Raw genomic sequence first — 25527 nt, 5'->3', positions numbered from 1 at the left:
GAGATGTGAGGCTATGACCAAGATCATCATCGATGGCAAAGAGATCGATGTGCCGCCGGAGTACACGCTGTTGCAGGCGTGCGAGGCGGCGGGCGCCGAGATCCCGCGCTTCTGCTATCATGAGCGGCTGTCGATCGCCGGTAACTGCCGGATGTGCCTCGTCGAGGTGAAGGGCGGACCGAAGCCGGTCGCGAGCTGCGCCTGGGGCGTGCGCGACTGCCGGCCGGGCCCGAAGGGCGAGCCGCCGGAGATCTCGACGCGGTCGCCGATGGTCAAGAAGGCGCGCGAAGGCGTGATGGAATTCCTTCTGATCAACCATCCGCTGGACTGTCCGATCTGCGACCAGGGCGGCGAGTGCGACCTGCAGGACCAGGCGATGGGCTATGGTGTCGACACCAGCCGCTTCGCCGAGAACAAGCGCGCCGTCGAGGACAAATATCTCGGCGCATTGGTCAAGACCTCGATGAACCGCTGCATCCAGTGCACGCGCTGCGTCCGCTTCTCGGCGGAAGTCTGCGGCGTGCCGGAAATGGGCGCGATCGGCCGCGGCGAGGACATGGAGATCACGACCTATCTCGAGCAGGCGCTGAGCTCGGAGCTGCAGGGCAATCTGGTCGACATCTGCCCGGTGGGCGCGCTGACCTCCAAGCCCTATGCTTTCGCGGCGCGGCCCTGGGAGCTCGGCAAGACGCAGTCGATCGACGTCATGGACGGCGTGGGCTCAGCAATCCGGGTCGACACCCGCGGCCGCGAGGTGATGCGCATCCTGCCGCGCATCAACGATGCCGTGAACGAGGAGTGGATCTCCGACAAGACCCGCCATGTCGTCGACGGCCTGCGCACGCAGCGGCTCGATCGTCCCTACGTTCGCGAGGATGGCAAGCTGCGCGCCGCCTCCTGGCCTGAGGCATTCAAGGCGATTGCCGCCAAGCTGTCGCGCATCGACGGCAAGCGCATCGGCGCGATCGCCGGCGATCTCGCCGCGGTCGAAGAGATGTTCGCGCTCAAGGATCTGCTTGCCAAGCTCGGCTCGACCAACGTCGCCGTGCAGGGCGGTGACAGCTTAGATGCCAAGCTCGGCCGCGCATCCTATCTGTTCAATCCGACCATCGCCGGCATCGAGCAGGCCGACGCGATCCTGATCGTCGGCGCCAATCCGCGCAAGGAAGCGGCCGTGCTCAACGCCCGCATCCGCAAGCGCTGGCGGTCGGGTCAGCTCAAGGTCGGCGTGGTCGGCCCAAAGGCCGATCTCACCTATGCCTATGAGCACATTGGCGCGGGCACAGACTCCCTGAGCGACGTCGCCGCGGGCAAGCACTCGTTTGCGACCACGTTCCGCAACGCCAAGAATCCGATCGTGCTGGTCGGCGCCGGCGCGGTCGCGCGTCACGATGGCGCGGCGATCCTGTCGCTCGCGGCCAAGATCGCGATGGACGTCAACGCCGTGCGCGACGACTGGAACGGTTTTGCCGTGCTGCACGACACCGCGTCGCGGGTCGGCGCGCTCGACATCGGCTTCAACGGCACCGGCCTGACGGCTGCGCAGATGACGACCTTCGGCACCATGGACGTGATGTTCCTGCTGGGCGCCGACGAGGTCGAGGTGCCCGAGGGCGTGTTCACTGTCTACATCGGCACCCATGGCGACCGTGGCGCGCATCGCGCCGACGTCATCCTGCCGGGCGCCGCATACACCGAGAAGTCGGGTCTCTTCGTCAACACCGAGGGCCGGGTGCAGATGACGGGCCGGGCGTCATTCCCGCCGGGCGAGGCACGCGAGGACTGGGCGATCGTCCGGGCGCTGTCCGACGTGCTCGGCAGGAAGCTCGGCTACGACTCGCTGGCCGGCTTGCGCGCTGCGATCATCAAGGCCGTGCCGCATCTCGGCCGGATCGACCAGATCGAGGCGGGCAAGATCGCCGACATCAAGACCCTGGCGGGCAAGGGCGGCAGCCTCGAGAAGGCGCCGTTCAAGCCTGTCATCGATGACTTCTATCTCACCAACCCGATCGCGCGTGCCTCGGCAGTCATGGCGGAATGCTCCCGCCTGGCCTCCGGGCAGATGCTGACGGCAGCGGAGTGAGCGTGACCTGATGGCTGATTTCTTTGCGAGCTCATTCTGGACCGGTTTCCTCTGGCCGCTGATCATCATGATCGCGCAGAGCGTGCTGCTGCTCGTCGTCCTCCTGGTCGCGATCGCCTACATTCTGCTGGCCGACCGCAAGATCTGGGCGGCGGTGCAGATCCGCAGGGGTCCGAACGTGGTCGGGCCCTGGGGCCTGTTCCAGTCGTTCGCCGACCTCTTGAAGTTCGTGCTCAAGGAGCCGATCATTCCGGCCGGCGCCAACAAGGGCGTGTTCCTGCTGGCGCCGCTGGTGTCCTGCGTGCTGGCGCTGGCGGCGTGGGCGGTGATCCCGACCAATCTCGGCTGGGCGATCGCCGACATCAATGTCGGCATCCTCTTCATCTTCGCGATCTCGTCGCTGTCGATCTACGGCATCATCATGGCCGGCTGGTCGTCGAACTCGAAGTATCCGTTCCTGGCGGCGCTGCGCTCGGCGGCGCAGATGGTGTCCTACGAGGTCTCGATCGGCTTCGTGATCATCACCGTGCTGCTCTGCGCCGGCACCCTGAATCTGTCGGCGGTGGTCGAGGCGCAGCACGCCCGCGGGCTTGCGAGCCTGATCGGCCTGCCGCAGCTGACGATCCTGAACTGGTACGTCTGGCCGCTGTTCCCGATGTTCGTGGTGTTCTACGTCTCGGCGCTCGCCGAGACCAACCGCCCGCCCTTCGACCTGGTCGAAGCTGAATCCGAGCTCGTCGCCGGCTTCATGGTCGAATACGGCTCGACGCCGTATCTCTTGTTCATGCTCGGCGAGTATGTCGCGATCACCACGATGTGCGCGCTGGCCACGATCCTGTTCTTGGGCGGTTGGCTGCCGCCGATCGATCTGCCGCCGTTCAACTGGGTGCCGGGCGTCATCTGGTTCTCGCTCAAGCTGTTCTTCATGTTCTTCCTGATCGCGATGGCGAAAGCGATCGTGCCGCGCTACCGCTACGACCAGTTGATGCGCCTTGGCTGGAAAGTGTTCCTGCCGCTGTCGCTGGCCATGGTGGTGATCGTCGCGGGCGTGCTGCAATTCGCCGGCATCGCGCCGAAATGAGGCTATCATGAACATCTCCGCCACCGCACGGTCGCTGCTGCTGCAGGAGTTCGTCTCCGCCTTCTTCCTGGCGATGCGCTATTTCTTCCAGCCCAAGCCGACCCTCAACTATCCGTTCGAGAAGGGCCCGATCTCGCCGCGCTTCCGCGGTGAGCACGCGTTGCGCCGCTACCCCAATGGCGAGGAGCGCTGCATCGCCTGCAAGCTGTGCGAGGCCGTCTGCCCGGCGCAGGCGATCACGATCGAGGCAGGTCCGCGCCGCAATGACGGCACCCGCCGCACGGTGCGCTACGACATCGACATGGTGAAGTGCATCTATTGCGGCCTGTGCCAGGAAGCCTGTCCGGTGGACGCCATCGTCGAGGGGCCGAACTTCGAGTTCGCGACCGAGACCCGCGAGGAGCTCTACTATGACAAGGCCAAGCTGCTCGCGAACGGCGACCGCTGGGAGCGCGAGATCTCCAAAGCCATCGCGCTCGACGCGCCGTACCGCTGAGGCCGTCCGATGATCCTTCCTGCGCTCTTCTTCTATCTGTTCGCGGCGGTCTGCGTGGCCTCGGCCGTGATGGTGATCGTCTCGAAGAACCCCGTTCATTCGGTGCTCTATCTGATCCTCGCCTTCGTCAACGCCTCCGGCCTGTTCGTGCTGATGGGTGCTGAATTCCTGGCGATGATCCTGGTCGTCGTCTATGTCGGCGCGGTCGCGGTGCTGTTCCTGTTCGTGATCATGATGCTCGACGTCGACTTCACCGAGTTGCGCGAGGGCTTCCTGCAATACATGCCGATCGGCCTCGTGATCGGCGGCATCTTCCTGTTCGAGCTCTTGCTGACCGTGTCCTATTGGGTCATCAACCCGACGACGCCGAAGGCGATCACGGCGGCGATCCCGACCAACGTCACCAACACCGAGGCGCTCGGCCTGGTGCTCTATACGAAGTACATCCATTACTTCCAGCTGTCGGGCATGATCCTGCTGGTGGCGATGATCGGCGCGATCGTGCTGACCCTGCGCCACAAGGCCAGCGTGAAGCGCCAGGACATCAACGTCCAGAACGCGCGCACGCCGGAGATGGCGATGGCGGTGCGCAAGGTCGCGGTCGGGCAGGGGCTGCAGGACACGGATGCCGCGGAGTGGGTGAAATGACCATCGGACTGGGACACTACCTCGCCGTGGCGGCGATGCTGTTCACGCTCGGCATCCTCGGCATCTTCCTGAACCGCAAGAACATCATCGTCATCCTGATGTCGGTCGAGCTGATCCTGCTCGCGGTCAACATCAACCTGGTGGCGTTCTCGACCTTCCTCGGCGACATCGTCGGCCAGGTGTTCGCGCTGCTGGTCCTGACCGTTGCGGCGGCGGAAGCCGCGATCGGCCTTGCCGTGCTGGTGGTCTACTTCCGCAACCGCGGCTCGATTGCGGTTGAAGACGTCAATCTGATGAAGGGCTAAGGACGCATGATCCGCACAGATGGGGGCCGGCTTGCCGGCAAGGTCATGCGTAAGGGGATGGGCGAATGATCCAGGCCATTGTCTTTCTGCCGCTGCTCGGCGCGATCCTGGCCGGCCTGATCGCGCTGCTGGGGGCGCATGGACGCCATCCGAGCGGCGATGTGGTCGAGCATCATCACGACGACGGCCATCACCATGGCGCCGCCGACGCGCACGCACATGACGATCACGGTCATGGGCACGACGACCATCATGTCGCAGAGCCGCCCGCGGCCGGCACCTGGGCGGCGCAGGCGATCACCACCGCGCTGCTGTTCGTCTCGGCCGGGCTGTCCTGGGCGATGCTGATCAGCGTTGGCTTCATGCATCACGAGGCCGGGGTGAAGGAGCTCTTGCCCTGGATCAATTCCGGCGAGCTGCAGGTCTCCTGGGCGCTGCGCGTCGATACGCTGACGGCCGTCATGCTGGTCGTGGTGACCAGCGTGTCCTCGCTCGTGCATCTGTATTCGATCGGCTACATGGACGAGGATCCGAACCGTCCGCGCTTCTTCGCCTATCTGTCGCTGTTCACCTTCGCGATGCTGATGCTGGTGACCGCGAACAACCTCGTGCAGCTGTTCTTCGGCTGGGAGGGCGTCGGTCTCGCCAGCTACCTGCTGATCGGCTTCTGGTTCCAGAAGCCGTCGGCCAACGCGGCCGCGATCAAGGCCTTCGTCGTCAACCGCGTCGGCGACTTCGGCTTCGCGCTCGGCATCTTCGCGATCTTCCTGCTGACGAAGTCGACCGACTTCGAGACGATCTTCGCCGCCGCGCCGAGCTTGGCTGGCAAGGCGACGATCAACTTCCTCGGCTGGCACGCCGACGCGCTGACCTTGACCTGCCTGCTGCTGTTCATGGGTGCCATGGGCAAGTCGGCGCAGTTCCTGCTGCACACCTGGCTGCCGGACGCGATGGAAGGTCCGACCCCGGTCTCTGCGCTGATCCACGCCGCGACCATGGTCACCGCCGGCGTGTTCATGGTGGCGCGCCTGTCGCCGCTGTTCGAGCTCGCGCCGAACGCGCAGGCCGTCGTGATGTTCTTCGGCGCGACCACGGCGTTCTTCGCAGCGACCGTCGGCCTCGTGCAGAACGACATCAAGCGCATCGTCGCCTACTCGACCTGCTCGCAGCTCGGCTACATGTTCGTGGCGATGGGAGCAGGGGCCTACTCGGTCGGCATGTTCCATCTGTTCACGCATGCCTTCTTCAAGGCGCTGCTGTTCTTGGGCTCCGGCTCGGTGATCTACGCGATGCACCACGAGCAGGACATCCGCAACATGGGCGGCCTGTGGCGCAAGATCCCGTACACCTTCGCGGTGATGACGGTCGGTACGCTCGCGCTGACGGGCTTCCCCGGCTTCGCCGGCTTCTTCTCCAAGGATGCGATCATCGAGGCTGCATACGCCGCGCATAATCCGTTCGCGACCTACGCGTATTTCCTCACCATTGTCGCCGCCGGCCTGACCTCGTTCTATTCCTGGCGGCTGGTGTTCAAGACCTTCTTCGGCACGCCGCACGATCAGCATCATTATGATGCCGCGCATGAGAGCCCGATCTGGATGCTGATCCCGATCGGCGTGCTCGCCGCAGGCTCGATCCTGGCCGGCCTCCCGTTCAAGGGCGTGTTCACCGATCCTCATGGCGTCGAGCACTTCTTCGGCGAGTCGCTGAAGATGAACCCGCACATTCTCGAAGACATGGAGCACATGCCGGCCTGGCTCGCTCAGCTTCCCTTCGTCATGATGGTACTGGGATTTGTGGTCTCCTACTTCTTCTACGTCAGACGTCCGGACATCCCGGAGGAGCTCGCCGCGCAGCAACCGTTGCTCTACAGGTTCCTGCTCAACAAGTGGTACTTCGACGAGCTGTATGACGTGATCTTCGTCCGTCCGGCGAAGTGGCTCGGCCGCTTCCTCTGGAAGAAGGGCGACGGCTTCGTCATCGACGGATTCGGTCCGGACGGTGTCTCGGCGCGGGTGCTCGACATCACGCGCAACGTCGTCAAGATCCAGACCGGGTACCTCTATCATTACGCCTTTGCCATGCTGATCGGCGTCGCCGGCCTGATCACCTGGTTCATGTTCATGGGGGGCCAGCAATGACCACCTGGCCAATTCTCTCCGTCGTCACCTTCCTGCCGATCGTCGGCGCGCTGCTGATCTATCTGGTCCGCGGCGACGACGAGGCGGCCCGGCGCAATGCGCGCTGGATCGCGCTGTGGACCACGCTGATCACCTTTGCGGTGTCGGTGATCCTGGTGCTGCGCTTCGATCCCGGACAGACCGACTTCCAGTTCGTGGAGAAGTCGAACTGGCTGGCGGCCGGCATCAGCTATCACATGGGTGTCGACGGCATCTCGCTGCCGTTCGTGATCCTAACCACCGCCTTGATGCCGTTCTGCATCGTGGCGAGCTGGAAGTCGGTCACCAACCGCCTGCGCGAATACATGATGGCGTTCCTGATCCTGGAAACGCTGATGGTCGGCACGTTCTCGGCCCTCGACCTCGTGCTGTTCTACCTGTTCTTCGAGGGCGGCCTGATCCCGATGTTCCTGATCATCGGCGTCTGGGGTGGTCCGCGTCGGGTCTATGCCTCGTTCAAGTTCTTCCTGTACACGCTGCTCGGCTCGGTGCTGATGCTGCTCGCCATCATGGCGCTGTACTGGAACGCAGGGACCACCGACATCCCGACGCTGATGCACACCGCGGTGCCGCGTAACCTGCAGACCTGGGCATGGCTGGCCTTCTTCGCCTCCTTTGCGGTGAAGATGCCGATGTGGCCGGTTCATACCTGGCTGCCGGACGCGCATGTCGAGGCGCCGACGGCGGGCTCCGTGATCCTGGCCGCGATCCTCCTGAAGATGGGCGGCTACGGCTTCCTGCGCTTCTCGCTGCCGATGTTCCCGCTGGCCTCGCACGACTTCGCGCCGCTGGTGTGGACACTCTCGGCCATCGCGATCATCTACACCTCGCTGGTCGCGCTGATGCAGGAGGACATCAAGAAGCTCATTGCCTACTCGTCGGTGGCGCATATGGGCTTCGTGACGATGGGCATCTTCGCCGGCACCATGCAGGGCGTCGCGGGCGGCGTGTTCCAGATGATCTCGCACGGCATTGTCTCCGGCGCGCTGTTCCTCTGCGTCGGCGTGGTCTACGACCGGATGCACACCCGCGAGATCGCGGCCTATGGTGGCCTCGTCAACCGGATGCCGGTCTACGCGCTGGTGTTCATGGTGTTCACGATGGCCAATGTCGGCCTGCCCGGCACCTCCGGCTTCGTCGGTGAGTTCATGACTCTGCTCGGCACCTTCAAGGTGTCGATCCCGACCGCGTTCTTCGCGACCTTCGGTGTCATCCTGTCGGCAGCCTATGCGCTGTGGCTGTACCGCAAGGTGGTGTTCGGTGCGCTGACCAAGCCGTCGCTCGCCAGCATCAAGGACCTCACGCTGCGTGAAGGCGTGATCCTGTTTCCGCTGGTGGCGCTGACCATCCTGTTCGGTGTCTATCCGAAGCCGATCCTCGACATGTCGGCGGCGTCGGTGCAGCAGCTCGTCACCAACTACAATACCGCCGTGACGGCCGTGAAGGCCGCCGCGCTGCTCCAATGATGAGACCCTTGGGGTCGGGACAGAGACGATGATCGAGAATCTTGGGCCTCAGCTTTGGGTGGTGCTGCCGGAGCTGCTGTTGGCCGTGGGGGCCATGGCGCTGTTGATGCTGGGCGCGTTTCGCGGGCAGGGGACGACGGGGCTCGTCACCTGGCTGGCGGTTGCTCTGCTGATCGTGGTCGGCATCCTCGTCTTCAGGCAGCCGGGCGGCCAGGCCTTCGGCGGCAGCTTCATCGCTGACAGCTACGCGCGCTTCCTGAAGATCCTGGCGATCATCGGCTCGATCGCGACTTTGGTGATGTCGGCGGAATTCTTGTCCAAGCCGGACCGCCGCATCTTCGAATATGCAATCCTGGTGCTGCTGTCGACCTTGGGCATGCTTGTCCTGATCTCGGCCGGCGACCTGATCTCGCTGTATCTGGGTCTCGAGCTGATGTCGCTCGCGCTCTACGTCGTCGCGGCCAGCCATCGTGACAACGTCAAGTCGACCGAGGCCGGCCTGAAGTACTTCGTGCTCGGTGCGCTGTCGTCGGGCATGCTGCTCTATGGTGCCTCGCTGATCTACGGCTTCACCGGCACGGTGAGCTTTGCCGGGATCGCGGCTGCCACCAAGACCGGCAGCGTCGGCATCATTTTCGGCCTCGTCTTCCTGTTCGCCGGCATGTGCTTCAAGGTCTCGGCGGTGCCGTTCCACATGTGGACGCCGGACGTCTATGAGGGCGCGCCCACCCCGGTGACGGCGTTCTTCGCCTCCGCGCCCAAGGTCGCGGCGATCGCCGTGTTCGCGCGCGTCGCGCTGACGGCGTTCCCGGGCATCACCTTCCAATGGCAGCAGATCATCGTGTTCGTCTCGATCGCCTCGATGGCGCTCGGCTCGTTCGCCGCGATCGGACAGACCAACATCAAGCGCCTGATGGCCTACTCGTCGATCGGCCATATGGGCTTCGCGCTGGTCGGCCTCGCCGCAGGCACGGTCGAGGGCGCGCAGGGCGTGCTGACCTACATCGCGATCTATGTCGCGATGACGCTCGGCTCCTTCGCGGTGATCATGGCGATCAAGCGGAACGGCCAGTCGTTCGAGAAGATCAGCGATTTCTCGGGGCTGTCGCGCACCAATCCGCTGCTCGCCTTCTTCTTCGCGATGCTGCTGTTCTCGCTGGCCGGCGTTCCGCCGCTCGCGGGCTTCTTCGCGAAATGGTACGTGTTCGTCGCCGCCATCAAGGGCGGGCTGTTCACGCTGTCGGTGATCGGCGTGCTGACCAGCGTGGTCGGCGCCTATTATTATCTGCTCATCGTCAAGACGATGTATTTCGACGAGCCGCTGCCGACGCTCGATCCGGTCAGGATCGAGCTGCGCACGGTGCTCGCGATCTCCGGCATCTTCAACATCCTGTTCTTCGCCTATCCCGGCCCGCTGGTCAGCGCGGCTGCGGCCGCGGCGAAGTCGCTGTTCTAGATGGCGTTTGCTCTCGGGTCCCGTGCCGCTGCGGCAGGTTACGGGCTCGTCACGTTCGATCAGGCGGGGTCGACCAACGTCGAGGCGCTGAAGTCGGCCAGAGAGGGCGGCAAGGCGCGGTGCTGGTTCGTCACGTCGGAGCAGACGGCCGGGCGCGGCCGTCGCCAGCGTCCGTGGATCGCGCCGCGCGGCAATCTGGCCTCGAGCGTGCTCGAAGTGCTGAACGTGGCTCCCGCCGTGGCCGCCACCCTCGGCTTCGCCGCGGGCCTGGCCATCGAGGTCGCGTTGCGCCAGGTGAGCCTCGAGGCTGCGCTGCGGTCCGGAGGCGGCGTGGCCTTTGCGTTGAAATGGCCCAACGACGTGTTGGCCGACGGCCGCAAGATCGTCGGCATGCTGCTCGAAGCGGAGCAGGTGGCTGGCGGGCTCGCCGTGGTTGCCGGCATCGGAACCAACGTGGTGGCGGCGCCGCCGGATACCCCGACACCGGCGGTCTCGTTGGCGGACCTCGGCATCCAGGTGGCTGCCGAGGATTTGTTCGCGGCCTTGTCTGACGCCTGGGTCGAATATTTCGGCATCTGGAACGAGGGCCGGGGCTTCGGTGATATTCGCCGGCTCTGGCTGGAGCGGGCGGCCGGCCTCGGGCAGCCCGTCGCCATCAGGTCCGGACATGCTATCATCGAGGGGATTTTCGACACGATCGACGAACAGGGTTGTATGCTGGTGCGGACCGCGGAGGGACGATTGGAGCCGATCACGGCAGGCGATGTTCATTTCGGCTCGGTCGCCTCCCAAGGAGCGGTCTAGATGGCACGTCCCGACGAACTGACTTTTGCACCGCTCGGCGGCGTCGGCGAGATCGGCATGAACCTGTCGATCTACGGCCTCGGCAACCGCCACCAGCGGTCCTGGCTCGCGATCGATCTCGGCGTCTCCTTCGGCGACGAGGAGCATCTGCCGGGCATCGACCTGATCATGCCCGACGTCGCTTTCCTGGAGAAAGAGCGCAACAACCTCGTCGGTCTCGTGCTGACCCATGCGCATGAGGACCATTTCGGCGCGATCATCGACCTGTGGCCGCGGCTGAAATGCCCGATCTACGCGACCAAGTTCAGCGCCGCTTTGTTCGAGGCCAAGTGCGAGGCCGAGCGCCTGCCGGCCAAGATTCCGGTCAAGGTGATTCCTTCCGGCGGCCGCGTCGATATCGGTCCGTTCAACGTCGAGTTCATCCCCGTCGCGCATTCGATTCCGGAATCGCATGCGCTGGCGATCCATACCGAGGTCGGTACCGTCCTGCACACCGGCGACTGGAAGATCGATCCGACGCCGGTGCTGGGTGCGCCGACCGATGAGAAGCGGCTGCGCGAGCTCGGCGACGCCGGGCTGCTGGCGCTGATCGGCGACTCCACCAACGCGGTGCGCGAGGGACGCTCGCCTTCCGAGGCCGAAGTCGCCAAGACGATCGCGGCTTTGGTGAAGGAAGCGAAGGGCCGCGTCGCCGTCACCACCTTTGCCTCCAACGTCGCGCGCATCCGCGCTGTCGCCGAGGCAGCGCGTGAGGCGGAGCGCGAGGTCGTCATCGTCGGCCGCGCCATGGAGCGGGTGGTCCAGGTCGCGCGCGAAACCGGCTATCTCGACGGCGTGCAGAACTTCCGCGGCATGGATCTCTACGGCCACTTCCCCGCGGACAAGGTGCTGGCGCTGTGCACCGGCAGCCAGGGCGAGCCGCGCGCCGCGCTGGCGCGCATCGCCAATGACGACCATCCGTTGGTGACGCTGAACAAGGGCGACACCGTCATCTTCTCGTCGCGCACCATTCCCGGCAACGAGAAGGCGGTCGGTGCCGTCATCAACGGGCTGGTGCAGCAGGGCATCGAGATCATCACCGACCGCAACCATCTGGTTCATGTCTCCGGCCATCCGCGCCGCGACGAGCTGCGCGACATGATCGCGTGGACGCGGCCGCAGCTCCTGATCCCCGTGCATGGCGAAGCGTTGCATCTGCATGAGCATGCGAGGCTGGCGCGCGCCTGCGGCGTGCCGAAGGTGATCACCTGCCGCAACGGCGACCTGGTCAAGCTCGGCCCCGGTGATCCCGGGATCATCGACGAACTGCCGGCGGGACGGCTCTACAAGGACGGCAGCATCGTCGAGGACTCGAAATCGCGCGCCGTGGTCGAGCGCCGCAAGATGGCCTTTGCCGGCTGCATCTTCGTCGCGCTCGCCATCACCGAGAAGGGCGAGCTGGCCGACGATCCCGAAGTCGACATGGTCGGCATCCCCGAGAAGAATGCGGCAGGCGAGGCGATGGACGACATCGTGTTCGACGCGGTCGTCTCGACCTTCGAAGGACTGCCACGCGCGCGGCGTCGTGATCCCGATGCCGCGGCGGAATCCGTGCGGCGGGCGGTGCGCTCGACGGTGAACGAGCAGTGGGGCAAGAAGCCGATCTGCCTCGTCCATGTCTTGGAAGTCTGACGCGGGCCAACAGAACGGCCGTTCAAAAGAAAAAGTGGAGGATGTCATGCTGGGCCGGCTCAACCACGTCGCCATCGCGGTCAAGGACGCCGAAAAGGCTGCCAGGATTTATGGCGCGGCGTTCGGTGCCGAGATCTCCCCCGCGGTGCCGCTGCCGGAGCATGGCGTGATCACCGTGTTTGTGACCCTGCCCAACACCAAGATCGAGTTCATCCAGCCGCTGGGCGAGGCGTCACCGATCGCCAAATTCCTCGAGCGCAATGCGGATGGCGGCATCCATCACGTCTGCTACGAGGTGGCCGACATCATCGCCTCGCGCGACACGCTGATCAAGGAGGGCGCCCGCGTGCTCGGCGACGGCCAGCCGAAGATCGGCGCCCATGGCAAGCCGGTGCTGTTCCTGCATCCGAAGGATTTTTCCGGCGCGCTCGTCGAGATCGAGCAGGCCTGAGCAGCGGGGGCAATCATGGCCTACATCATCTCAACCTGGCTTGCGATCTACTTCGTGCTGTGGTGGGTCATGCTGTTCGTGACCCTGCCGTTCGGCGTGCGTAGCCAGCACGAGACGGGCGGCGGTTCGCCCGGCACCGATCCCGGCGCGCCGACCATCAGCCTGATGGGGCGCCGCTTGATCTGGACCACGCTGTTGTCGGCGGTCGTGTTCGGCCTGGCGCTCCTGGCCTATCAGGCCGGCTATCTCAGCATCGAGCGGCTGTCACGGCTGATGGGAATTCCGTTCTAGCCGCGCTCGCATCGCACAACGTCCTCTCGAAGCCGATGCGCGGACGCGCGTCGGCTTTTTTGCTATAGGAGGTCAAAACAAGACCGACAGGGAGGTTGCGCGTGATGACATCGGCCGAGGCCCGGAACGGGACGCCATCGGGCTATCGCATTCTGAACGAGATTGATCTTCGAAACCATCTCGCGGGGATTCCTTCGGTCGCAGGGCAACTCGGCGGATCGGCTGAGCGCTGGTCGATCACCGAGGTCGGCGATGGCAACCTCAACCTGGTCTTCATCGTCAAGGGATCGTCCGGCGGACTCGCAGTGAAGCAGGCGTTGCCTTACGTGCGGCTGGTCGGCGAGAGTTGGCCGCTGCCGCTGTCACGCGCCCACTATGAGCATCTGGCGCTGACGTATCAGAACCGCCTTGGCCCCGGCCTCGTGCCGGCCATCATTCACCATGATCCGGCGCTGGCGCTGACGGCGATGGAGCTGCTCGAGCCGCACATCATCATGCGCAGGGGACTGGTCGCGGGCACGATCTACCCGGCCTTCGTCGATCACATCACGACCTTCATGGCGCGGACGCTGTTCTTCTCGTCCGACCTCGCGCTGTCTGCCGCCGCGAAGAAGGATGCGATTGCGAGCTTTGCCGGCAATCATGCGCTGTGCAAGATCACCGAGGACCTGATCTTCACCGACCCCTATCGCATCGCCGAGCAGAATCGCTGGACGTCACCGTGGCTCGACGCCACGGCCGCCGAGATCCGTGCCGATCTCGATCTGCACGTCGCGATCTCCCGGCTCAAGCTGAAATTCCTGTCATGCGCCGAGGCGCTGATCCATGGCGATCTGCACACGGGATCGATCATGGTGACGAATACCGAGACCCGGGTGATCGATCCGGAATTCGCCTTCTACGGCCCGATGGGTTTTGACGTCGGTGCCGTGCTGGCCAATTTGCTGATGGCGTATTTCGCCTCCGAAGGACATGAGCAGGAGCGCGGTAGTAGGGACGCCTTCGAAAGCTGGGTGCTTGCGACTGTCGATGAAGTCTGGACCGGGTTTGTCGACAAGTTCCTGGCACTGTGGCGGAGTGAGGCGACCGGTGATGCCTATCCGCCGTCGCTGTTTCCGGGCGAGGCGGGAGCGACACGGCTGGAGACGGAGCGTCAGGCATACATGGCCGGATTGTTCCAGGATGCCGTCGGCTTCACGGCGGCGAAGATCATCCGCCGCATCCTGGGTCTCGCGCACAACATCGACTTCGAGCTGATCGAGGATGCCAAGCAGCGCGCGGTGTGTGAGGCGAGGGCGCTGCGGCTCGCGCGGACGCTGATGCTTGAGACGGCATCGTTTACGTCGATCGACACGGTAACGAAGGCCGCGCGCGAGCTGCGTCATTGGCAGCCGGGGTTCTAGACCTCGACAGAGGCTCCCGTCACCGCGAGAAGCGAAGCGACGAAGCAATCCGGAGGCGCGCGTGACGCCCTGGATTGCTTCCGCCTACGCCTTCGGCGGACATGTCAATTCGCTCGCAATGATGGAAGCAGGTGCGTAGGCTGGGCAAAGGCGCGCCGCGATGCATCAGCTCGGCCTCGTTCTTTCCCGCGCCGCGCCCACCATTTTCGCACCAAGCTTGCTGATGGACGGTGGGCACGCTGCCGCCCTGCGGGCGGCGGCCCACCCTACGGCATCCCAGTTAGTCCGCCGCCTTGGCCCGCAGCCGTTGTGCGTAGACGTTGATCACCAGTGCCGCCAGCAGGATCAGGCCGCGGATCAGGATTTTCAGGAAGCTGTCGATGTTGACGTGGTCGAGGCCGTTGTTGAGGACGCCGAGCACGAACAGGCCGACGATGGTGTTGCCGATCCCGCCGCGGCCGCCGAACAGGCTGGTGCCGCCGACCACGACGGCGGCGATCGAGTCCAGCAGGTAGGTGTCGAACTCGTTCTGCTGCGCGCTGCCGAAATGCGCCACGCCGAGCATGCCGCCGATTCCCGAGCACACGGCCGAGATCACCATCACGCTGCCGAGGATCAGCTTGACGTTCAGGCCGGAATATTCCGCCGCCTCGCGGTTGCCGCCGACCATGTAGACGTAGCGGCCGAACCGCGTGTAGGTCAGCACGAGGTGCCCGAGCAGCAGCATCAGCGCCGCCACGATCACGATCCAGGGCACGCCCGCGATCGAGCCTGAACCGAGCGTCGTGATGATGGGCGGGACCTTGTAGGCGATCTGGCCGCGCACCAGCATCGCCGAGATGCCTGCGGCGATCTGCATCATCGCGAGCGTCATGATGAACGAGGGAATGCCGATCACGGTCAGGCCGAAGGCGTTGACCACGCCGAGCAGCGCGCACAGCGCCAGCGCGAGCAGGATGGCGGCAAAGCCGGGCATCGGCAGGTTGGCGATGTTGACGTAGGACTCCTGCAGGGTGAAGTAGGCCACGGCGATGCCGGTGACGTTGGCGATGGCGGCGATCGACAGGTCGATCTCCGCGCACAGGATGACGAAGGTGAGGCCCACCGCAATGATGCCGGTGACCGATACCTGGGTCAGGATGTTGCCGACATTGTCGAGCGTTGCGAAAGATGGGCTTGCGATCGCGAAGAACGCGGTGAGGAAGATCAGCGTCAGGAACGGCGCGATGTTGCGCATCTGCGTGCGCAGCAGCGCTGCGACCCCGCCGGCGCGCCGCGGCTGCGCCTCCGGCATCGGAACGGTCTCGCCATGCGCCATGACAATCTCCCTACGCCGCCTCGAGCAGACGGTCTTTGCTGATGGTCTCGCCGGCGAATTCGCGCACGACCTCGCCGCGCTTGAGCACGATGACGCGATCGGCCAGCGACAGCACGGTCTCCGGCTCGGTCGAGAGCACGATCACGGCGATGCCCTGGTCGCGCAGTTGCCGCACGATCTGGATGACGTCGCTCTTGGCGCCGACATCCATGCCTCGCGTCGGTTCGCACAACACCAGGAGCCGCGGCGGATGGCTGAGCCATTTGGCGAGCGCCACCTTCTGCTGGTTTCCGCCGGAGAGCAGGCCGAGGTCGATCTCGACATCGGCAGGCCGGATCTGCAACTGCTCGACCTGGCGCTTCGCGAGCGCGCGCTCGTGTGCGGGCTTCAGCAGCACCGCGTTGATTCGGTCGAGGATGCTGATCGAGACGTTCTTGTAGACGGGCTCCTGCAGGAACAGCATGTCGCGGCGGCTCTCCGGCACGAAGGCGATGCCGGCGCGGCGCGCATCCGCCGTGCTCTTGAAGCGGTTACGCTGGCCGGCGATTCGTAACTCGCCGGCGTCAGGTGCAAGCTTGCCGAACAGGATCCGCGCCAGCTCGAGCTGACCGCAGCCCATGAAGCCGTAGATGCCGAGCACCTCGCCGGCACGCACGGCGAACGAGACGCGCTTCAGATTGCGCGCCAGCGACAGGCCGTCGGCTTCGACGACCACGGGCTTGCCGGCCGTCGGCGCGGGCAGGGTGATGTCGTGGGTGTAGCTGTCCTCCAGCGCATCGCGTCCCTTGCCGATCATGGCCTCGATCAGCGCGGCCTTGCTGGTGTCCGCGGCACGCGTCTCCATGATCTTGCGGCCGTTGCGGAACACCGTGACCTCGTCGGAGATCAGCAGGATGTCCTCGATAAAGTGCGAGATGAAGATGATCCCCGTGCCTTGCTCGCGTAGCTTGCGCAGCGCCGCGAACAGCCGCTCGACTTCGGGCGGCGACAGCGCCGAGGTCGGCTCGTCCAGGATGATGATGCGCGCGCCGGAGAACAGCACGCGCGCGATCTCGATCAGCTGCTGCACGCCGATCGGGAGATCGCCGAGCCGGCTCATCGGATCGGCGTCGATGCCAAGGCGCTTGAGCTGCTCGGCGGCCTCGCGCGCCATCCGGCGCCACTGCACGATGCCCAGCGCATTGGTCGGCTGGTTGCCGAGAAACACGTTCTCGGCCACCGTGAGATCCGGGGCGACGCTCAGCTCCTGATGGACCATGGCGATGCCGGCTGCACGGGCATCCCGGGCAGAGTTGAAGTGAACCTCGCGGCCGTCGAGCAGGAAGCGGCCGGAGAATCCGGTATGCACGCCGGCGATGATCTTCATCAGCGTGCTCTTGCCGGCGCCGTTCTCCCCGACGAGACCATGGATCTCGCCGGGGCGAAGCGTGAAGTCGACGCCGCGCAACGCGGTGACGCCGCCGAACGACTTGGTGATGTCCTGCAGTTCCAGAAGCGGCGGGCGGCTGTTCGACATGGGAGGGACTTCAGATCAGGAAATGATCCTCCATCCATTGCATGCCCGCGGCATTCGCCTTGGTCACGACCGGACCGTCGGTGATGACATGCTTCGGAATGCCCTTGCCGCTCTTCTCGCCGGCGGTGACCGCCGCGACGCCGGCCACGATCGCGCCGCCGTGGATGCGGCAGGACGGATTGCGCACGGTCGCGAACATGCGGCCGTCGCTGACCGCCTGGATCGCAGGCGGCATGGCGTCGACGCCGCCGATCAGGATGTTGGTGCGGTTGCGCGCCTTCATGATGTTGTAGGCGGCAAGCGCCATGTCGTCATTGTGGAAGAACGCCGCGTCGATCTGCGGATATTTCGTGAGATAGGTCTCCCACAGCCGCGCCGCCTTCGACACGTCCCAGTCGGCCGGCTGCGTGTCCAGCACCTCGATGTTCGGGAACTGCTTGATCACCGAATTGAAGCCCTTGGCGCGGCCCTGTGCGCCGGTATGGCCGAGCGCGCCCTGCGTCATGATGATCTTGCCCTTGCCGCCCATCGCGTTCGCCAACGCCTGGGTGACGGATGCGCCCATGAACTCGTTGTCGGGTGCGAGGAAGGAGTGGACATTGATCTGATCGAGCGGGGCGATCAGCGTGTCCATGTCGATGACGGGAATGCCGGCGTCGATCATCTTCTGCACCGGCTGGGTCAGGGTGCCGATGCCGAACGCCTGGATGGCGACGAAATCCCACTTCTGCGACGCCATGTTGTCGATCGCGGCGCGCTGTTTCACCGCATCGAGCTGGCCGTCGAACCAGGTGACCTCGACGTTGAGCAGCTTGCCCCACCATTCCGCGGCCTGCTTGCCCTGGGCGCACCAGGTCGCCTGCAGTCCGGCATTGGAGAACGCTGCCTTGAGCGGCTTTTCGGAACGGCCCATCTCGGCGGCCATCGCCGGATTGATGCCGAAGCCGGCGAGCAGCGCGGCCGCAGAGCCCGCGGCCGTCGCCGCCTGGAGAAGATCGCGCCTGGTCGTTTTCTCGGACGTTTTGTCAGTGCCGGGCATCCCGTGCTCCCTGTCCCATCGTTGTCCGGCGGCGTCATTGATCGCGCCGCCAAGATCTGCAGTGTTTCACAACCCAATTCATCACGCCACAGCCGGATGTTGTGCGTTGCACTGGATGGCTTTCGCGCTGCACGCGCAATGTCAGAAAACCGTGATGCACCCGTGGTACGCGGCAGCGCAGCTTTGGGAGAGAGCCTTTGGCAACGACACGCATCGCCGTGATCGCCGACATCCATCACGGCCGGGATACGCAGACGAAGCGTGGATCGGTGGCGCTGCCATTGCTCGAGCGCTTCGTCACGCAGATGAACGCCGAAAACATCGCTGCGGTCATCGATCTCGGCGACCGGATTTCCGACGAAGATCCCGAGCGCGATCGTCTGCTGCAAAGCGACGTCGCGACGTGTTTCGCAAAGCTTGCGCCGGCGCATCATCATGTCAGTGGCAATCATGATCTCGCATTGCTCAGTCTCGCCGACAATGAAGCGATCATGGATCGTCCGTGCGGGTCGCGGGCTCTGATCATCGGCGATGTCAGATGTGTGTTCTGGCAACCCGACGTGAGTCTGACGCGGAGCCGTGGCTTTCGCCTCTCCGCGGGCGATCTCGGCGCGTTGGTCCAGCTGCTTGCCCAGGATGACCGGCCGACCCTGCTCGTCAGCCACGTGCCGCTGTCAGGACAGGCTCAGACCGGCAACTACTACTTCGAAGCCAATCCGGAACACGCGGCCTATGCCGAGACCGATGCGATCCGCGCGGCGATCGCGGATGCGCCTTGCCCGATCGTCGCGCTCGCCGGGCATGTCCATTGGAATACGATGACGACGGTCGATGGCACACCGCATCTGACGTTGCAGTCGCTGACCGAGACGTTCATCTCGGGCGATCCAGCCGAAGCGGCTGGCCTTCTCGATATCGGCGATGGTTCGTTGCGCTGGAGCGTGACGGGCCGCGAACCGCTGTCGGTGACGTTGCCTTGGCCAAAGGCCAAGGCGCGGTGGCGTGCGCCATTGACACGCTTCGCGACGGCTGCGGTGGCTTGAGGTGGTGGCGTGTTCAGGTGGCGTTCATGCGGCCCGCAATACCGTCATGAAGACGGTGGCTGCCCTGCGAGGACTGCAAAAAAAATAGAGCAGGGCAGCGGGCCCTGCTCGGAAATTGTGTCGACCCTTTAGATATCCCGCAAGTTCAGATTTGATCTTGTTAAGCGGGGTGACGCTGCTTGTTGCGCGCCAGGGCTCCTCCCGAGACTTGGACCACCAGACTTCCGCAAGCGTTAGCCTGAGGCCCAAATTCGTAGACGATCTTTTTGCGTTTGTCATCCTTTTCGGCAACGATTGTTCAAATTTCGCGCACTTCCTGAAATGATCGGTAAGTGCTTGCAATTGACGAGTTTTATTTTCGTGTTTTCTCGTGATAGGTGCCAAGTTACCGTATTTGACGGCGGCCCCTGAGGCGCGGCGGGATTGTTCTTAATCAACGACCGCTGGCGAAATGTGCCGACTGTGCCCTGCGCGACCTCGACTCCGGGCGTCCACTCGGGCACAAGAATTCGGTTCATTTGGCAGGCTTTGATGCGGCAGCGGCTGCAGGCGTTTCTCCCGATCATGCTGATCGCACTGATGGTGCAGATCCTGGCGCCGATCGGTGTTGCCTGGGCGGCGGCATCAGCCGCGGCCGATCCCCTGTACGGACTTGAGATCTGCCACGGCCAGCTGGGTTCCCAGCCGATTGACGATGGGTCGCCGGCGAGCCCTGCGCTCCACGGTTGTTCGCTGTGCTGCCTGGCGCAGCCGGTCACACTGGATGGGCCAGAGCTCTCCACCATCGCCGTTCCGCAACGCGATTCGGGCGAGGTCGTGTGGCGCGCCGGTGACCGGGCTGACGGGATCACCAAGGCTTTTTCGAACGCGCAGGCACGGGCTCCGCCCGCAGCGTGACGCGCTGGCCGTCGTGCGGCCCTGACCTCCCAAATCACATCACCATGACCTGCGTTGTCTGCGCGGCGATCGCCGTGCGGACATGCGCCGATCAACCAAGCTGGCGCATCGCCGCCAAGACAAGAAGGATAATCGACATGACCTTCCTCGGACGCTCTCTGCTCGCATTCGCTCTCCTGTTGGGAGGATCTTCCGCCGCCTTGGCCGCCGACGTGAAGGCCGGTGACCTCGTCATCACCCAGCCTTGGAGCCGCGCCACGCCGGGCGGCGCCAAGACGGGCGCCGGCTATCTGACCATCGAGAACAAGGGCAGCGCGCCCGACCGCCTCGTCGCGGTGACCGGCGACGTCGCCGGGCGAGTCGAGATTCACGAGATGGCCGTCACCAACGGCGTCATGACCATGCGTCCCCTCGACAAGGGACTCACGATCGAGCCGGGCAAGACCGTCGCGCTGGCGCCGGGCGGCTATCACCTGATGCTGATGGAGCTGAAGAGCCCGCTGAAGCAGGGCGACAAGCTGCCGGTCACGCTGGAGTTCGAGAAGGCCGGCAAGGTGGCCGTGACGCTCGAGGTGCAGGCGGTCGGCGCCAAGGCACCAGGCGGCGAGGGCGGCGGCATGATGAAGCAGCATGATCATTCCGGCATGAAGATGTAGGCCGGGCGCTCTGCGGCTCCGACGGAGAGGCCGGCCTCGATGACGCAACGGGTGTTGAACGCCGCCATGATAGCCGGCTCGCGCGCGAGCCGGCTGCTGGCGGCCGACCGCACCCGACGTCCTGCCAATGTCCGTCAGAAGTTCGTCCGATATCTGCCGGTCGCGCTGCTAGCAATGCTGTTGCAGGTGTTGGCGCCAGTGGCGGCGTCCGCCCTGACGGCAGCGACGATCGTGACGGTCGATCCGTTCGGCGGGACGGCGATCTGCCATGCCGAGACGGATGCGGCGCCCTCTAATGGTGATACCGACCGCGCTGCCTGCGGCCTTGACTGCGTCATGTGCTGCGTGCTGCACGCCGCTGCGGCGCTCGATGCGCCGCCGGCGCCATTCGATGCGGCTCCGCTGCGTCTGACGGCGTCCATCGTCTGGACTGCGCGCGAGCTCCGCCTCGTTCATCTCCTCGCCCGGGCGCAGGCGCAACCAAGAGGACCCCCGTTCCCCTCCTGAGCACAGAACTCGTCGTCGGCGCCGCAGCAGCGCGCCGATCCGTTTTGAACCAGGAAGACCGGCCGTGTAGAGCCGGCATCGGGGAAGTCAAACATGTTCCGTCGTCATGCCCTGGGTGGCGTGAGCGTGGTCGCCTTGCAGCTCATGCTGCTGCAACCGGCCACGATCGCGCGCGCCGAGACCGAGAAGGAATTGCCGTCCGTCACCGTCGACGCGCCGCGTGCAGCACCACAACGGACCGTGCGCAAGCCGGTTGTGCAGGCCGCCTCCGTCCGCCCCCGCGCGCCGAAGCCGGCCGGCGCATCCGTGGCCGGCAGCTCCGGGCCGGGAGGAGCGGTGTCCGACCCAGCCTCGGCTGTCGGCGCCGCCCGCAACCAGCTCAGCCAGTCGCCGTCCGGCCAGACCGCAACCACCATCGACCGCAGCCGCTACGATGACCGGCCTGCGTTTTCCGTCGGCGACATCCTGCGCGAAAGCCCCGGTGTTTCGCTCAAGCAGGGCAACGGACCGCGCGATCTCGGCATCTCGATCCGAGGCTCCAACGCCCGCAACGGCTTCGGCATCCGCAACATCGCGCTGTTCGAGGATGGCTTTCCCGTCACGCAGCCGGACGGGCTGTCGCGCAGCGACCTGATCGATCCCCACGCCTATGGCGCGGTCGACGTCATCCGCGGCCCGTCCTCGGCGCTCTACGGCAACTATGCGACCGGAGGCGCCATCAACTTCCGCACCCGTCCGGGCGGCAGCATCGACGGCGCGGAGATCGGCAGCGAGGGCGGCAGCTTCGGCTATCTCAGCAACTACATGACCTTCGGCAAGAAGGTCGGCAATTTCGAGGGCTCGTTGTTCACCAGCGACGTCCGCGGCGACGGCTATCTCGGCAACGGCTGGTTCAACACCCAGACGGTCAACTTCCTCGGCACCTACAAGGCGACGCCGGATGACCGCTTCACGGTCAAGATCATCAACAACGACCTGTTTACGCGGCTGCCGATTCGATACACGCTGAGCCAGTACTATCAGAACCCATATCAGCAGGGCTGCACCACGAGAACGTCTATGGCGGCCGGCTGCGCGACCGTCGGGCTCAACAAGAACGGAATCAATACGCTCGGTGGGGTTGATCAGGAGACCGCGTTGCAGGCGGGGCTCGGCCGCAACGATCGACGCACGATCGTCGGCGGCCGCTGGGAGCACGACTTCGACAACGACACGACCTGGCGCAACCAGTTCGTGTTCGACGACCGCAACATCAGCCAGCCGACAGGATCGACCAGCGCGATCGGCGACTATCCGTCCTACAACTACATGAGCGACATCACCAAGAGGGGAGAGATCTTCGGGCTGGAATCGACCGCCTTCTTCGGCGCGTTCTACAACACGCTGACCGCGTCCGGAGATACGCGCTTCGTCGTGCCCGGCGGCAACGCAGCGCTCGGCGGCCTCTCGGCCAACACCTGGAGCGAGACCACCAACTACGGCCTGCAAGCCCGCGAGGAGCTCAAGTTGACGTCGGCACTGACGGGGGTGGCCGGTCTCGGCTGGGAGCGCACCCATCTGCGCGGCGTGAACACCGCCTACACCTACGGCGCGACGGCAACGACGACCACGATCACGACGGCGGACCGGCAGTTCGACAATCTCGCCCCCGAGCTGGCACTGCTCTACAGGGTGAATAGCGACTGGCTGCTGCGAGCTCGCGTCGCCACCGGGTACGGCACGCCGCAGGTCTCCAACCTGTTCGTGCTGCCGACCGGCGATTTCGGCAACAACACGCAGCTGAAGTCGCAGACCAATCTGGGCTACGACGTGGGGTTCGACTGGACGCCGAACCGGTCTCTGACCCTCAGCGCAACGGGCTTCTACGAGTTCTTCCGCAACGAGATCGTCACCCAGGCCGTCACAGGGACGCAGAACACGTTCTACACCTTCAACGCACCGCGTTCGGAGCATCGCGGCGTCGAATTGGCGGCCGATTGGCGGGTCCTGCCGGGCTGGCGGTTCACCGCTGCCTACACCTACCTCGACCAAGTCTACACCGAGTATTCTGAGAACCTTGTGAACGGCAGCAACCTGTTCGGCTTCAACCGCGCCGGCAACAAGATTCCCGGCATCTCGCCGAACGAGCTGACCGCGCGGCTCGGATACGATCACGACAGCGGGCGGTTCGCGGGACTTGGTGCGTTCGTCGAGGTCCAGTGGAAGGACTCGTTCTATATGGACAATGCGAATTTGCTGAAGGCGCCGGGCTACGAGCTCGTCAATCTGAACGTTCACTACAAGACCGAGCTTGCCTCGGACACGTTCAAGTCGATGAACGTCTTCTTCGAAGTCCGCAATGTGTTCGACCGCACTTACATCGCCTCCGCGAACAACCTGCAGAATACGGTGACGGGCGCCGGCGTGCAGGGACTGGCAGGCACGGGAACGATCTACGCCGGCTCGCCGCGCGCGTTCCTGGCCGGGATGAAGGTGGCATTCAGATGAGGGCCGAAATGACAAGGATCGCACGGCTTCGGAGCGGGCTCGTCGGGCTGGCGATCGCCATGCTTTGTCCGCTCACCGCCCGAGCCCAGATGGCGCACCAGCACGGGTCGGAGGCGGCATGCGAGGGCACCGAGCTCCGATGCGCCACGAAGGTGACGCCATTCTTCGCTGAAGACGGCAAGCTCTGGCTCGTCTGGATGGCCGGAGGACGGGTGTCGGTGGCGAGCTCGACCGACGGCGGGAAAACGTATTCCGCCGCCGCGCCGGTCACCGAGCAGCAGCTCAATCTCGACTGGGGGCCCGATGCCCGGCCGAAGCTGGTGGTCGATCGCAAAGGCGTTATAGCGGTGGCGTTCTCGATCTTCCGCGACCAGGCGTTCAACGGGCAGGTGCTGTACTCCAGGTCGGAGGATGGCGGCAAGAGCTTCGCGGCGCCCCGTCCGATCACGTCGAACAACGAAAGCCAGCGCTTCGAGGCGCTGGCGCTGGACCAGGATGGCACCGTCTTCGTGGCGTGGCTCGACAAGCGCAACCGGGTGCCGGCCAAGGCCGCAGGGCGCTCGTACGAGGGGGCGGCATTGTACTTCTCCTCGTCGCGCGATGGCGGCGCCACCTATGCCGAAGCGACGCTGGTCCAGGACAACACCTGCGAATGTTGCCGGCTCGGCGTTGCCTTCGCGGGGCCGGGACGTCCGGTGGTGATGTTCCGCAACATCTTCGAAGGCAGCGTGCGCGACCACGCCGTGATCACGTTCAGCGACCTCGGCACCCCCGGCGAGGTCTACCGGGTCAGCACCGATGATTGGCAGATCAAGGCCTGCCCGCATCAGGGTCCGAGCCTGACCGTGGCGCCGACCGGCACCTATCATGTCGCCTGGTTCACCAGCGGCAAGGTTCGCAAGGGGCTGTTCTACGCGCATTCGCGCGACGGCGGCCGGACGTTCTCGGAACCGATGGCGATCGGCCAGGCCGACCGCAATCCGACGCGACCCTATATGCTCGCGACCCAGGACACCACGACGCTGGTGTGGAAGGAGTTCGATGGCGAGCGCACCACGGTGATGGTGATGCAATCCCGTGACGATGGCGAGACGTGGTCGAAGCCGCGCGCGCTTGCCAGCACGGACAATGCGTCGGATCATCCGCTCCTGGTCGCCCATGGCAGGCAGATCTTCCTGTCCTGGATGACCAAGTCGGACGGCTATCGGTTGCAGCCGATCGGAGATGAATCATGACACGCGCATTCGCCGCCCTTGCGATCTTTGGCCTCGTCGCCTTGACGGCGTCGAGCACCGCAGCTCCACCGTCGCTGAAGCCGTTCGAGCGCGGCACCTGGCGCGAGGTGCTGCGGGCCCATGCGGGTCGTCCGACACTGATCCATTTCTGGGGCGTCACCTGCGGCCCCTGCAAGATCGAGCTGCCGCAGCTCGGCAAGTTCATGTCCGATCATCCCGAGATCGACGTGGTCACCGTCAGCGCCGACCTGGTGCCGAATCTGGATGCCGCGACCCAGGCCATGCTGGACAAGGCCGGTCTCACCACCGCGGAGAACTTCATCTTCAACGACGGTTACGTCGAGCGCCTCCGGTTCGAGATCGATCCGTCCTGGCAGGGCGACATCCCGCGCACGATGCTCGTGACCCGCGAGGGCGTGGTCTCGACCATCGAAGGCAGCGCCGAGATCAGCGATCTCGACAAATGGTCGTCGGAGCAGGGGCGGGGGCACTAA

At 64.9% G+C, this 25527-nt stretch carries 23 protein-coding genes; 20 read left to right on the top strand and 3 right to left on the bottom strand.

The annotated features are described in order from the left end of the window. Positions 1–13: 13 nt before the first annotated feature. The 13 genes from nuoG to mtnK all read left to right on the top strand — a co-directional run bounded on the left by nuoG (position 14) and on the right by mtnK (position 14335). Entirely contained in the window at positions 14–2083 is a 2070-nt protein-coding gene (gene nuoG / locus QX128_RS10370) for an NADH-quinone oxidoreductase subunit NuoG (protein ID WP_315799699.1), read from the top strand. A gap of 10 nt (positions 2084–2093) precedes the next feature. Next, positions 2094–3164, top strand: a complete 1071-nt coding sequence (nuoH, locus tag QX128_RS10365; RefSeq protein ID WP_315799700.1) for an NADH-quinone oxidoreductase subunit NuoH — start codon at positions 2094–2096, stop codon at positions 3162–3164. A gap of 7 nt (positions 3165–3171) precedes the next feature. Further along, a complete protein-coding gene (nuoI, locus tag QX128_RS10360; protein WP_006611003.1) occupies positions 3172–3660 on the top strand; it encodes an NADH-quinone oxidoreductase subunit NuoI in 489 nt (162 codons plus the stop codon). Between the two features lie 9 nt (positions 3661–3669). After that, positions 3670–4308: an NADH-quinone oxidoreductase subunit J gene (locus QX128_RS10355; protein ID WP_015666525.1), complete on the top strand. Its 639-nt coding sequence runs from the start codon at positions 3670–3672 to the stop codon at positions 4306–4308. Then, a complete protein-coding gene (gene nuoK, locus QX128_RS10350) occupies positions 4305–4613 on the top strand; it encodes an NADH-quinone oxidoreductase subunit NuoK (protein WP_006611001.1) in 309 nt (102 codons plus the stop codon). The genes QX128_RS10355 and nuoK overlap by 4 nt, the downstream gene beginning before the upstream one ends. A gap of 65 nt (positions 4614–4678) precedes the next feature. Continuing rightward, positions 4679–6754 carry an NADH-quinone oxidoreductase subunit L gene (gene nuoL / locus QX128_RS10345; protein WP_315799701.1) on the top strand — a complete coding sequence of 692 codons (2076 nt, stop codon included), beginning with the start codon at positions 4679–4681 and terminating at the stop codon, positions 6752–6754. Then, positions 6751–8259: an NADH-quinone oxidoreductase subunit M gene (locus QX128_RS10340; protein WP_316181342.1), complete on the top strand. Its 1509-nt coding sequence runs from the start codon at positions 6751–6753 to the stop codon at positions 8257–8259. Before nuoL ends, QX128_RS10340 begins: the two co-directional genes overlap by 4 nt. A gap of 28 nt (positions 8260–8287) precedes the next feature. After that, positions 8288–9715: an NADH-quinone oxidoreductase subunit NuoN gene (nuoN, locus tag QX128_RS10335; RefSeq protein ID WP_316237401.1), complete on the top strand. Its 1428-nt coding sequence runs from the start codon at positions 8288–8290 to the stop codon at positions 9713–9715. Continuing rightward, positions 9716–10519, top strand: coding sequence for a biotin--[acetyl-CoA-carboxylase] ligase (locus QX128_RS10330; RefSeq protein WP_316237400.1), 804 nt, complete (start codon positions 9716–9718; stop codon positions 10517–10519). Then, positions 10520–12190 (top strand): ribonuclease J, encoded by a 1671-nt coding sequence (locus tag QX128_RS10325; protein WP_315799705.1) that lies wholly within the window; start codon positions 10520–10522, stop codon positions 12188–12190. A 46-nt stretch (positions 12191–12236) separates the two neighbouring features. Then, positions 12237–12641 carry a methylmalonyl-CoA epimerase gene (gene mce / locus QX128_RS10320; RefSeq protein WP_316181340.1) on the top strand — a complete coding sequence of 135 codons (405 nt, stop codon included), beginning with the start codon at positions 12237–12239 and terminating at the stop codon, positions 12639–12641. Positions 12642–12656: 15 nt separating this feature from the next. Continuing rightward, the gene (locus QX128_RS10315) at positions 12657–12932 is read left to right on the top strand and encodes a DUF1467 family protein (protein ID WP_315799707.1); all 276 of its coding nucleotides are present in this window, start codon (positions 12657–12659) and stop codon (positions 12930–12932) included. Positions 12933–13033: 101 nt separating this feature from the next. Next, the gene (mtnK, locus tag QX128_RS10310; RefSeq protein ID WP_409997855.1) at positions 13034–14335 is read left to right on the top strand and encodes an S-methyl-5-thioribose kinase; all 1302 of its coding nucleotides are present in this window, start codon (positions 13034–13036) and stop codon (positions 14333–14335) included. Positions 14336–14615: 280 nt separating this feature from the next. On the opposite strand, the gene QX128_RS10305 is transcribed toward mtnK, so the two are convergent. From QX128_RS10305 to QX128_RS10295, 3 genes are read right to left on the bottom strand one after another with little or no spacing between them, the layout of a single operon-like run. Then, positions 14616–15653, bottom strand: a complete 1038-nt coding sequence (locus tag QX128_RS10305; RefSeq protein ID WP_316237399.1) for an ABC transporter permease — start codon at positions 15651–15653, stop codon at positions 14616–14618. 10 nt (positions 15654–15663) lie between these two features. Further along, positions 15664–17169, bottom strand: a complete 1506-nt coding sequence (locus tag QX128_RS10300; protein ID WP_316181338.1) for a sugar ABC transporter ATP-binding protein — start codon at positions 17167–17169, stop codon at positions 15664–15666. Between the two features lie 10 nt (positions 17170–17179). Further along, positions 17180–18208, bottom strand: coding sequence for a sugar ABC transporter substrate-binding protein (locus tag QX128_RS10295; protein WP_316237398.1), 1029 nt, complete (start codon positions 18206–18208; stop codon positions 17180–17182). 197 nt (positions 18209–18405) lie between these two features. Between QX128_RS10295 and QX128_RS10290 the strand changes: the two genes are divergently transcribed. The 7 genes from QX128_RS10290 to QX128_RS10260 all read left to right on the top strand — a co-directional run bounded on the left by QX128_RS10290 (position 18406) and on the right by QX128_RS10260 (position 25527). Beyond that, positions 18406–19251 (top strand): metallophosphoesterase family protein, encoded by an 846-nt coding sequence (locus QX128_RS10290; protein ID WP_316217861.1) that lies wholly within the window; start codon positions 18406–18408, stop codon positions 19249–19251. Positions 19252–19782: 531 nt separating this feature from the next. Further along, on the top strand, positions 19783–20148 hold the full coding sequence (locus QX128_RS10285) for a DUF2946 family protein (RefSeq protein ID WP_315799712.1): 366 nt from the start codon (positions 19783–19785) through the stop codon (positions 20146–20148). 137 nt (positions 20149–20285) lie between these two features. Beyond that, entirely contained in the window at positions 20286–20804 is a 519-nt protein-coding gene (locus QX128_RS10280; RefSeq protein ID WP_316217862.1) for a copper chaperone PCu(A)C, read from the top strand. 39 nt (positions 20805–20843) lie between these two features. Then, positions 20844–21311: a DUF2946 family protein gene (locus QX128_RS10275; RefSeq protein WP_315799714.1), complete on the top strand. Its 468-nt coding sequence runs from the start codon at positions 20844–20846 to the stop codon at positions 21309–21311. 93 nt (positions 21312–21404) lie between these two features. Then, positions 21405–23798 carry a TonB-dependent receptor family protein gene (locus QX128_RS10270; protein ID WP_316237397.1) on the top strand — a complete coding sequence of 798 codons (2394 nt, stop codon included), beginning with the start codon at positions 21405–21407 and terminating at the stop codon, positions 23796–23798. A gap of 8 nt (positions 23799–23806) precedes the next feature. After that, on the top strand, positions 23807–25033 hold the full coding sequence (locus tag QX128_RS10265) for a sialidase family protein (protein WP_316237396.1): 1227 nt from the start codon (positions 23807–23809) through the stop codon (positions 25031–25033). Then, positions 25030–25527 (top strand): TlpA disulfide reductase family protein, encoded by a 498-nt coding sequence (locus tag QX128_RS10260; protein ID WP_315799717.1) that lies wholly within the window; start codon positions 25030–25032, stop codon positions 25525–25527. Before QX128_RS10265 ends, QX128_RS10260 begins: the two co-directional genes overlap by 4 nt.

This window comes from Bradyrhizobium sp. SZCCHNR1015 (assembly GCF_032489875.1).
Taxonomy (GTDB): domain Bacteria; phylum Pseudomonadota; class Alphaproteobacteria; order Rhizobiales; family Xanthobacteraceae; genus Bradyrhizobium.
This window is presented reverse-complemented; position numbering and strand designations above follow the sequence as displayed.